We start from the raw sequence: 9,787 nt of genomic DNA, 5'->3' as shown, positions 1-9,787 counted from the left end.
CGGAACGTCGTGCGGTCACGCAGCGCGTATTTCAGGAGGTATTGGGTGATCGCATATGCATCAATTTGCGACCGGGCGGTTTGCACATGCTGGCCAGGCTCGCCGATCACGAAGATGACGTCATGCTGGCAGAGCGCGCACGCGAGGAAGGTTTGGCCATGCATGCCTTGTCGCGCTGGTACATCAATGCGAAACCGCAGCAGGGTTTGCTGCTGGGCTTTGCCAACGTGATTGATGAGAAAGATGCGAGGCGTATTGCGATGAAACTTAAAAGGGCGCTGTCATAAAACGGACAGTGTGATTTTTCGGATGCATTTGTTTTCTCATCGCAACTTGTTGAATATCTCGATCAGAATTTCACCTTGTCTTCACTGAATATTTCGGTGAATGTGAAATGATCCCCGATGCACTCTTTCACTTTCTTTCTTCTTTGAATTGAATTGCTACTCAAATCGTTTTCTTCGCGGAATCATGACGTGAAGAATGACGAGGGATGATGGTGCGCGACGATGAACTAAAGCATGTAGCCAGCCTCTGATATGGCGGGCCGTGCGGCTGTGTTTTTCCGATGATGATTTGGCCCGGTGCTTTCATTTCGTTAATCACAGTGCTTCATGCACAATTTATCGCGAGGCTATCATGACCATGACTATCATCTCCTTCTATATCGACTTCAGCAAAATGTTCAAGGAATGGTTTGCCAATGTAGACGTATGCAATGGCTTGAACCAGGAAGATAAACAGGACTTGATGAACTGGTAGCGTAGCCTGGGCATGATTGGCGCCGTTCGTGATTTGCTCAAGCCCACTCAAACAAAAAGGGTTACGTTTTTACGTAACCCTTTTGCTTTTTGATCGAGCCGGCGTTAAATAGTGTCTGCTCCGAATAGATGCTTATGTCGGCGAACGATCTTCATGTGGAAATGCAATCGCGGCAAAAATAATCAGTACGCACAATGCTCCCAATGCTTGCAGCATCAAGGTAAATCCACCGCGTTCGTGCAGTAATGCAACCAGCCCGACTGATGCGCCGGCAGCAGTAAATCCGAGGAAGTAGCGAACTGAATAAGCGCGGGATCGCCATTCGTCGCTGGTGTATTTTCCCAGCATCGCGTCATTGACTGTCACTTGTCCAAAGACGCCGATGATGATGCCGATGCAGACAAGTACCAGCGGAACGCCGGACAAGGCGGCACCGAAAAAAAGCAGCGGCGCGAGTATCAATGCGAGTGGCAGGAACACTATCTTGAGCGAATGCTTGTCGAGCAGGTGACCGATGGTGTACTGCGCGAATGCGCCGAACACATACGTGCCTGCAGCGATGACACCGAGCAGCGCAGTATTGGTGGTCAGATCAGACAGGCGTTCAGCAAATAATTTCGGCAAGGCTACGGTCAGCGCATTAAAAGTCGTGGAGCTGGCGATGATGGTGATGACGAGTGCGGCGATGACGCGCCACATTGCCTCTTTCGATACGCGTGCAACTGTGTGATTGGCGGCTTTGCGAACGCCGCGCGCTTCATGTTTCACTTTGCCTGCGAAGAAACCCCCGATCGCGATTGCTGCCAGCCCCGGCAACACAAATGCCCAGCGCCAGCCGATATATTCACAGACTGCGCCTGTCACCAGTGCTGATGACGCCACGCCAAGATTGCCCCACACGCCATTGATACCGACTTCGCGCCCGAGTTTTTCGGCATGCGCAACCAGCATCGCAGTGCCGACCGGATGGTAGATCGCGGCGAACAGACCGACGGCAAGCAGTGCAATGCTGAGCTGTTGCGGTGTCTGCGTCAGTCCCACGGACATCATTGCCAGGCCGATGCCGATAAAGAAAATCACCATCATGTGACGCCGGCTCCAGCGGTCGCCCAGCCATCCCGTGAGCAGCGAACCGGCACCGAACGCGACAAAGCCGGGTGTCGCATAAGGCAGCAAATCTGAGTAAGTCATGTCGAAGACCGGTGCCATCACGATGACCGCCGCCGCGAAGACCAGCATGGCGTAGTGATCGATGAAGTGAGCGACGTTGATGTAGGCGATAACGGTGCGGGGATTGTTCACAAACAGAACCTTTTCAAAAAGAGTGCGCTTAGGTTAATCTGACTGTTCATCGACTGGCGGACAACCAATATCGCTTACACGCCAAATTTGGATGCGCTTTTGGAATGCGGAGGGGAATAAATGATTATTGGCGCCACGTCTTATCCGCGCGGCACTCACCTGGGATTGCACGTGCATCGCGAGGCGCAACTGCTGTTTGCCTCCAGCGGCATCATGCAGGTGACGACACCCAAAGGCAGGTGGCTGGTGCCACCCGCACGTGCAGTCTGGCTGCCGCCCGGGATCGAGCATGCGGTTGATGTGCTGGCCGATATCGAAATGCGTGCGCTGCTGGTTCCTGCGGATTGGCTGGCAAAACATCCTGAAGCGCCACGATTGGCACACGAGTTCGTGGTCGCAGTGGGGCCGCTGTTGCGCGAAGCGATCCTCGCAGCATTCAAGCAGAACTCGCATCCCAAACGCATTGATTTGCTGATCGAACTTGCATTGTTCGAGCTTGCAGAGGATGAAGATGCGGCGACCTTCATGCCTTTGCCCACCGATCCGCGCGCGCGTCGCGTCGCCGACATGATCCTGGCCGATCCCGCCAGCAACCGCGAACTGGAAATATTTGCACACACTGTCGGCGCATCGGCGCGCACGATCACGCGGCTGTTTCCTGCAGAAACCAATCTGACATTCAAGGAATGGCGGCAACGTGCACGCATCATGGCTGCGGTTGAAGCACTTGGCAGCGGGCCTGCGTCAATCAAACAAATCTCCGCGCAGCTGGGCTTCAGCAGCGTTGCCGCATTCGGTCATGCGTTTCGGCAGATCATGGGGATGACGCCTAGCGAGATGATACGGAGGTCGGGTGGGAAGGATTGATGGAAGCGTTGCACAAGGCTTGTGCAATAGCCCGGAACGAAATATTCGCGGGCAATTTTTATGCAGACATCAACGACACATGCGCCGCGACGATGCGCCAACCTTGCGGCAGTCGCAGCCAGGTATGGCTTTGACGACCGATGCGTGTTTCGCCCTTACGTGTGAACTCGGTATTGGCAGTCGCATAGTCGCGACCGTAGGTGGTGATGACGGTATTCATCAAGTCACGTTCCAATCCCTTCGATGGACGTGCCAGTCGAAACGCGCGTATCGCTTCGTAACCGAGAAGATTTTCTCCGACCCCGTAACGCAGCGTCGAAGGATGGTTCCAGAATAATTCATCCAGCACTGCGACATCATTGCTCGTTAACGCTGCTTCATAACGCATGAATGCAGCAGTCACTTCGGCAACGACGTCAGGCAAATTGATTTCATGCTCCATGTTGAATGTTCTCTTTCTGCTTGGCGCGCACCAGAGTTTGCACAGCGTTGAGGAGATCACCTTTTGTCACGGCGCTATCAAGCGACATGCCATAGCGTTCCGCCTCGTCCTTGTGCTCGGGATTCGCAGGTTCATCCTGATCTTCCCGTACAGTCATCGACTGCCTGATCGCATATTCCAGAATGGTTAAGCGTTCGATTAAATTATCTTGGTCCATGCGGTTTGTCTCTTGTTCCTTGTATCTTCATCTCGCCGCGAGCTAGCCAGCGACAGCCGCGGCAATGGCCATGCCGATGTCTGCAGTTTTTGCATTGCCGCCCAGATCGGGAGTGCGCGGGCCATGTGCCAGGACGTGCTTGATGGCGTCGAGTATCGCATCGTGTGCTGCGCGCTGACCAAGAAAATCCAGCATCAGTGCGCCAGACCAGATCATCGCGATCGGGTTGGCGATGTTCTGGCCGTAAATGTCAGGCGCGGAACCGTGCACCGGCTCGAACAGGGACGGGAAGCTGCGTTCCGGATTCAGGTTGGCCGATGGCGCCAAACCCATCGTTCCGGTGCATGCAGGGCCGAGGTCGGACAGGATATCGCCGAACAGATTGGATGCGACGACGACATCGAAGCGATCCGGTTGCAGGACGAAACGTGCGGCAAGGATATCGATATGCTGTTTATCTACTGTGATGTCCGGATAATCTTTGGCCATGTTGTCTGCGCGGGAATCCCACCACGGCATGCTGATGGCGATGCCGTTGGATTTGGTGGCGACCGTCAGACGCCGTCGTGCACGGCTTTGCGCCAGCTCGAATGCATATTTCAATATACGGTCGGTGCCCCTGCGTGAAAATGCCGATTGCTGCAGCACGAGTTCGCGCTCGGTTCCTTCGTACATGATGCCGCCGATTGCGGTGTATTCGCCTTCGGTGTTTTCGCGTATCACATAGAAATCGATATCGCCAGGCTTGCGATTGGCGAGCGGGCAAGGCACGCCTTCGAACAATCGCACTGGCCGTAAATTGACATACTGATCGAATTCACGCCGAAACTTCAGCAACGAGCCCCAGAGAGAAACATGATCCGGCACAGTGGCCGGCCAGCCGACCGCGCCGAAATAAATGGCATCGCAATCCTGCAGTTGCTGCTTCCAGTCGTCGGGCATCATCTTCCCGGTTTGCGCGTAGTAGTCGCAACTGGCCCAGGCTATGTGCTTGTATTCGAGGCGTATGTCGAAGCGCTTTGCCGCGACATCAAGCACGCGCAAGCCTTCAGGGATGACTTCTTTGCCGATGCCGTCGCCGGGGATGATCGCGATTTTGAATGATGGGTTCATGTGTAATTAAAGATTAGGGATTTAAAATTTAAACTACTTGAAGGGTCGTTATTCAGGGCCGATGGTGCTGATCATTGTATTCATCCTGACACATTGAAGCGAGGGCATCTCTGTAGATGCATCATTGATCGCATAGAACTGTCATCAAAACAAGTATATGAAATCTACCTTGACTGATGGGATATCTAGACCTAATCTGATTTTCCTGCAGCAATTTGAATTGCACAAGAAAGAAGGTAACCCATGTTACTCACATCTTTTCGCTTTTTCTCAACGCTACTGATTTCCTTACTCTTCGCGACGCCTGTCGCGGCCCTTGCGCAGGACGTGGTGCTCGGCGCATCGGTGCAGTTGACCGGGCCGGTTGCCAATACCGGACGCTATTACCGCGATGCCTATCAAATCGCGATCGACAAGATCAATGCTGCCGGCGGTGCCAAGATCGGAGGCCAGTCGCACCGGTTGGCGCTGAAGCTGTATGACAATCAGTCCGACGTCAATTTGAGCGTGCGCCAGTACACGCAATTGATCTCGCAGGACAAGGTCAATCTTCTGCTCGGACCGTTCGCCAGCAATTTCGCATTGGCCGATTCCGCGGTGTCGGAGAAATATAAAGTGCCGATGGTGCAGGGCGGCGGTGCTTCCGATCAGATCTTTACGCGTCAATTCAAATATATATTCGGCACCCTGGCACCCGCCAGCAATTATTTCGGCAGCACGATAGACATGCTGAAAGCGCTCAAGCCGGTGCCGAAAACAGTGGCGTTGCTGTATGCCGATGATGCCTTCGACGTATCGGTGGCGGACGGCACGCGGCCGAAACTGAAGCAGGCCGGTTTTGATGTCGTGATGGATGAACGCTACAGTACGAACGCAACGGACTTCAATTCCCTGCTGTCGCAAATCAAAAGCAAAAATGTCGACGCCGTTCTGGTTGCCGGACATGAAACCGAAATCCTGAATTTCGTGCGACAAGCCAAGAGTCTGGCGGTGGCGCCCAAGATGTATTCATTTACCGTAGGCGTACCGAGTGAGGATTTCCGCAAGGCGCTTGGTGCGGATGCTGATTACGCATTCGGCATGACGGCGTGGCTGCCATCGCCATTGCTGAAAGATCGCTGGTTCGGCGATGCCGAGAAGTTCGCGAAGGAATACAAGGCCAAATATGGCTACGACCCTGATTACCATGCTGCGTCCGGTGCAGCCGATGTGGAAGCATTGGTGCAGGCGATGGAAGATGCCAACAGCATGGATCCGCAGAAGGTGCGCGATGCGCTGACGAAGGTGAAGTTCGACAGCCTGTATGGCCCGATTGCCTTCAATCAGAATGGACAGATAGATTTGCCGCAAGTGGTCATTCAGGTACAGGGCAATGATCTGGTCGAGGTCTATAACGCCAAGGGTTTCGTCAAGCAGCCGAAATATCCGATGTCGGCCTGGAATGCGCGTCGGTAAGGGCAGGTCTCTATGGATCTGCTCGCGCAAATCCTCATTAACGGGGTACTGTTAGGCGGACTCTATGCCGTGATGGCGCTCGGCCTGGCGCTGGTGTGGGGCGTGCTGAACATCGTCAATCTGGCGCACGGCGCGTTCATCATGCTGGGCGCCTACGCTTCCTGGTATCTCTACACTTATCTGCATATCGATCCATTTGTCGGCTTGCCGATCACGGCACTGATCATGTATGCGTTCGGCTATGCGTTGCAGCGCGGCCTGCTGAATCTGGTGATACGCGCGCCGATGTTCAATACCCTGCTGATCACATTCGGGCTGGAAGTGGTGTTGACGTATCTGGCGCAAATCATGTTCTCGGCAGATTTCCGCACCATCAATCCGCCCTATGCCGGCAGCAGCCTGCAATGGGGGCCGGTGGTGGTGCCGGTGGTGCGCCTGGCCGCGTTTGGCGTTGCGATCGTACTGACGGTGGGCATGTGGTTGTTTCTGCTGCATACGCGGCTCGGGATGGCGATTCGTGCGACCGCACAAAATCTTTTGGCGGCGCGCCTGTACGGCGTTGAACCACGTCATCTGTATGCCACCACGTTTGCCATCGGACTGGCGCTGGCCGGTGCTGCCGGCGGACTGTATGGCACCGTGTCGCAGATCAATCCCTACATCGGCGCCACGCTGACCGCCAAGTCGTTTGCGATTGCGATTATCGGCGGTCTCGACAATCCGCTTGGCGTGCTGGTTGGCGGCCTGTTTCTGGGGATAGTGGAATCGCTGACTGCACTTTACATTGGCCCGACCTATTCGGATGTCGCCAGTTTCGGCATTCTGGTGCTGGTGCTGATTGTGCGTCCTAGCGGCCTGCTGGGGAGAACTGCGTGAGAGGATTGCGCATCGCATTGATCGTGATTGCGCTGGTAATTCTGGCTGGCGTCCCCTGGTTTGGTTCTGACGTGCTGGTGCAGTTCGGCATCAACGCCTTGTTGCTGGCGGTGCTGGCGCAGGGCTGGAATATCATCGGCGGTTATGCCGGTTACGCTTCGTTCGGCAATTCCGTGTTCTACGGCCTGGGCAGTTATGGCGTGGCGATCGCGATGGTGCAATGGCATTTGCCGTTTGGCGTCGGCATGGTGTTCGGTGTGGTACTGGCGGTGATATTCGCGGTGCTGCTTGGTTTGCCGGTACTGCGTTTGCGTGGCCACTATTTCGCGATTGCGACGCTGGCCCTGTCGCAGGTGATGACGGCCATCGTCTCCAACATCAGTGTGGCCGGCCAGAATATCGGCCTGGTGTTGCCGCCGCTGAATAACGATCCCCTGTTTTACGAATTGTCGCTGGGTTTGCTGGTGATTACGACGCTGACAATTTTCTGGCTGACGCGCAGTCGCTTCGGTTTCGGCCTGATCGCGATACGCGAAAACGAAGAAGGCGCCGCCGTGATGGGCGTCAACACCACCTTGTACAAGGTATTGGCGTTCGCGTTGTCGGGTGTATTCAGTGCGCTGGCCGGTGGCATACACACTTACTGGATCACTTTCCTCGATCCGGTGAGCGCATTCGATATCAGCCTCAACGTCAAGATGATCATCATGGCCGTGTTCGGTGGCGCGGGGACAATTTTCGGACCTATCGTCGGCGCCTTGTCGCTGTCGGCCATTTCAGAAATCCTGTCGAGTGAAGTGACCAGCATTGCCGGCTTGTTCTTCGGCATTGTGATTGTCGTCGCAGTGGTGTTGATGCCGCGTGGCCTGGCTGACATGCTGCGGCGTTTTCGCAAGGTCGGCTGGCGCTATTTCATTGAAAACATCCGATCGCACCGACTATGAGCACGCTACTCGAAGTTCGCCATGTAACCAGACGCTTTGCCGGTCTGGTGGCCGTCAATGAGGTCGACTTTTCGTTGCAGCAGGGTGAAATTTTGGGCTTGATAGGCCCCAACGGTGCCGGCAAGACCACGCTGGTCAGCCTGATCAGTGGCACGCTGGCGCCCAGTTCCGGTGATGTACTGTTTCAGGGTGAATCGATTACTGCTGTGCCTGCATATCGCCGGGCACGATTGGGCATAGGCCGCACTTTTCAGATCATGCGGCCGTTTCCGGGTTTGTCGGTACTGGACAATGTTGCGGTTGGTGCCTTGTTCGGGCGCGGCGGCGGACAGGCAAAACTGGGGCTGGCACGTGAACAGGCGCGGGCCTGTCTCGATTTCGTTGGTTTGGGGCGAAATGTCGATCAGCGCGCAGATGAACTCGGCGGCCCGGGACGCAAGCGTCTGGAGTTGGCGAAAGCGCTGGCGATGCAGCCGAAAGTTTTATTGTGCGACGAAGTGATGGCCGGCCTGAACCATGTCGAGATTGAGGAAGTGATCGAAGTCATTCGCAAGGTGCGTGAGCAAGGCATCAGCATTCTGGTAATCGAGCATGTGATCAAGGCCATCAAAAGTCTGTCCGATCGTTTACTGGTGCTGCATCACGGTGAAAAAATCGCTGAAGGCACGCCGGATGTGGTGCTGTCGAATCCGGCAGTGATCCAGGCGTATCTGGGAAGGAAGCGCGAATGAGCAGCGTGCTGCAAGATGGCTTGCATGATGAATCGCGTGATGAAAAGCACGCGATGCAGCATCGCGCGCCTTTGCTGAAAGTCGAAGGGCTGTCCGCCGGTTATGGCGAAATGCCGGTGCTGCATGACATTGCACTGGAAGTTTATCCGGCAGAAATGGTCGCCCTGGTCGGCAGCAACGGCGCCGGCAAGACGACCTTGCTGCGAGCGCTGTCGCGCATGCTGGCCTGTAGCGGCAGCATCCAGTTGAGCGGACGCGAACTGGTGAACATGACGCCGGATCAGGTATTTGCTCTCGGTCTGGTGCAGGTGCCGGAGGGGCGTCAGCTATTCGATCGGATGTCGGTGCAGGATAATCTGCTGATGGGAAGCTACAAGCGTCGCGACAAAGTGGAACTGATGCGCGATCTGGAACGCATGTATACCTTGTTCCCGCGTCTGGCAGAGCGGCGACGGCAACTGGCCGGCAATATGTCGGGCGGCGAACAGCAGATGTGTGCGATGGCGCGTGCGCTGATGGCCAAGCCTGTGCTGATGATGATCGATGAAATGAGCCTCGGCCTGGCGCCGGTAGTGGTAGATCAGCTGATGGATATGCTGGCCGCGATACAGCACGATGGCGTGACGGTGCTGCTGGTTGAGCAGGATGTGCAACTAGCCTTGTCAGGTGCCGATCGCGGTTACGTGATGGAAACCGGTCGCATTGTGCATGAAGGCCTCGCCAGGGTGCTGATTGATGACCCAGCGGTACAGCGCGCTTATCTGGGCGTTTAGCGGTACGCGTTGCTGCAAGATTTTTCAGCACTCAGCACATTCATCTGAAGTTGTTGGGTTGTTCGCAAAATTGACTTATCGAATTGGTGCAGTTTCCGCTGCATGGAAAAGGTTGTTGCACGGCTATACGCCCCTTCAAATTCCAGTGCACACAAATCGATGTACCTTTGTTTCAAGGTATGTCGGCCACCTCAATTCCTGCTCATCCTGACAAGTCGGATTGTGTTTTAAACGCAGGAGTTTTTTGTTGCGGATCAGCAATGAACGATTGGAAAATAAACTCTCGTATTGAAAAAATGCAAAGA

General features: G+C 55.1%; 10 protein-coding genes and 1 pseudogene. 7 read left to right on the top strand and 4 right to left on the bottom strand.

The genetic code is table 11. The features are described 5' to 3' along the window. Window positions 1-287: pseudogene (locus ABWP27_RS00530) on the top strand (MocR-like pyridoxine biosynthesis transcription factor PdxR); the annotation flags it as partial. A gap of 607 nt (window positions 288-894) precedes the next feature. On the opposite strand, the gene ABWP27_RS00525 reads toward ABWP27_RS00530, so the two are convergent. Next, window positions 895-2,064 carry an MFS transporter gene (locus ABWP27_RS00525; protein ID WP_353152308.1) on the bottom strand — a complete coding sequence of 390 codons (1,170 nt, stop codon included), beginning with the start codon at window positions 2,062-2,064 and terminating at the stop codon, window positions 895-897. Between the two features lie 120 nt (window positions 2,065-2,184). Here ABWP27_RS00525 and ABWP27_RS00520 point away from each other — a divergent pair, with 120 nt between their 5' ends. Then, on the top strand, window positions 2,185-2,931 hold the full coding sequence (locus tag ABWP27_RS00520; RefSeq protein ID WP_353152306.1) for an AraC family transcriptional regulator: 747 nt from the start codon (window positions 2,185-2,187) through the stop codon (window positions 2,929-2,931). A gap of 58 nt (window positions 2,932-2,989) precedes the next feature. Here the strand turns inward: ABWP27_RS00520 and hpxZ are convergent, their stop codons facing one another. The 3 genes from hpxZ to ABWP27_RS00505 are packed head-to-tail and all read right to left on the bottom strand — an operon-like array spanning window position 2,990 to window position 4,703. Further along, entirely contained in the window at window positions 2,990-3,373 is a 384-nt protein-coding gene (hpxZ, locus tag ABWP27_RS00515; RefSeq protein ID WP_353152304.1) for an oxalurate catabolism protein HpxZ, read from the bottom strand. Then, on the bottom strand, window positions 3,363-3,590 hold the full coding sequence (locus tag ABWP27_RS00510) for a hypothetical protein (protein WP_353152302.1): 228 nt from the start codon (window positions 3,588-3,590) through the stop codon (window positions 3,363-3,365). The genes hpxZ and ABWP27_RS00510 overlap by 11 nt, the downstream gene beginning before the upstream one ends. Before the next feature lie 42 nt (window positions 3,591-3,632). After that, window positions 3,633-4,703, bottom strand: a complete 1,071-nt coding sequence (locus ABWP27_RS00505) for a tartrate dehydrogenase (RefSeq protein WP_353152300.1) — start codon at window positions 4,701-4,703, stop codon at window positions 3,633-3,635. A 243-nt stretch (window positions 4,704-4,946) separates the two neighbouring features. Between ABWP27_RS00505 and ABWP27_RS00500 the strand changes: the two genes are divergently transcribed. The 5 genes from ABWP27_RS00500 to ABWP27_RS00480 are packed head-to-tail and all read left to right on the top strand — an operon-like array spanning window position 4,947 to window position 9,482. Continuing rightward, window positions 4,947-6,158 carry an amino acid ABC transporter substrate-binding protein gene (locus ABWP27_RS00500; protein WP_353152298.1) on the top strand — a complete coding sequence of 404 codons (1,212 nt, stop codon included), beginning with the start codon at window positions 4,947-4,949 and terminating at the stop codon, window positions 6,156-6,158. A gap of 12 nt (window positions 6,159-6,170) precedes the next feature. Next, the gene (locus ABWP27_RS00495; RefSeq protein WP_353152296.1) at window positions 6,171-7,034 is read left to right on the top strand and encodes a branched-chain amino acid ABC transporter permease; all 864 of its coding nucleotides are present in this window, start codon (window positions 6,171-6,173) and stop codon (window positions 7,032-7,034) included. Then, a complete protein-coding gene (locus ABWP27_RS00490) occupies window positions 7,031-7,978 on the top strand; it encodes a branched-chain amino acid ABC transporter permease (protein WP_353152294.1) in 948 nt (315 codons plus the stop codon). The genes ABWP27_RS00495 and ABWP27_RS00490 overlap by 4 nt, the downstream gene beginning before the upstream one ends. After that, complete coding sequence (locus ABWP27_RS00485; protein WP_353152292.1) at window positions 7,975-8,709, top strand: ABC transporter ATP-binding protein; 735 nt, start codon at window positions 7,975-7,977, stop codon at window positions 8,707-8,709. Before ABWP27_RS00490 ends, ABWP27_RS00485 begins: the two co-directional genes overlap by 4 nt. A 53-nt stretch (window positions 8,710-8,762) precedes the next feature. After that, entirely contained in the window at window positions 8,763-9,482 is a 720-nt protein-coding gene (locus tag ABWP27_RS00480; RefSeq protein ID WP_353152314.1) for an ABC transporter ATP-binding protein, read from the top strand. Window positions 9,483-9,787: the final 305 nt, after the last annotated feature.

This window comes from Herminiimonas fonticola, from assembly GCF_040395855.1.
In the GTDB taxonomy this organism is placed as follows: Bacteria; Pseudomonadota; Gammaproteobacteria; order Burkholderiales; family Burkholderiaceae_D; genus Oxalicibacterium; species Oxalicibacterium fonticola_A.
The sequence above is the reverse complement of the archived record's forward strand: the minus strand, read 5'-3'. Positions and strand labels throughout refer to the sequence as shown.

Bases quoted from the DNA above. Each gene is read 5' to 3' on its own strand.
- ABWP27_RS00520 (WP_353152306.1), top strand. From the start codon at position 2,185: ATGATTATTGGCGCCACGTCTTATCCGCGCGGCACTCACCTGGGATTG.
- hpxZ (WP_353152304.1), bottom strand. From the start codon at position 3,373: ATGGAGCATGAAATCAATTTGCCTGACGTCGTTGCCGAAGTGACTGCT.
- ABWP27_RS00510 (WP_353152302.1), bottom strand. From the start codon at position 3,590: ATGGACCAAGATAATTTAATCGAACGCTTAACCATTCTGGAATATGCG.
- ABWP27_RS00505 (WP_353152300.1), bottom strand. From the start codon at position 4,703: ATGAACCCATCATTCAAAATCGCGATCATCCCCGGCGACGGCATCGGC.
- ABWP27_RS00500 (WP_353152298.1), top strand. From the start codon at position 4,947: ATGTTACTCACATCTTTTCGCTTTTTCTCAACGCTACTGATTTCCTTA.
- ABWP27_RS00495 (WP_353152296.1), top strand. From the start codon at position 6,171: ATGGATCTGCTCGCGCAAATCCTCATTAACGGGGTACTGTTAGGCGGA.
- ABWP27_RS00485 (WP_353152292.1), top strand. From the start codon at position 7,975: ATGAGCACGCTACTCGAAGTTCGCCATGTAACCAGACGCTTTGCCGGT.
- ABWP27_RS00480 (WP_353152314.1), top strand. From the start codon at position 8,763: ATGCAGCATCGCGCGCCTTTGCTGAAAGTCGAAGGGCTGTCCGCCGGT.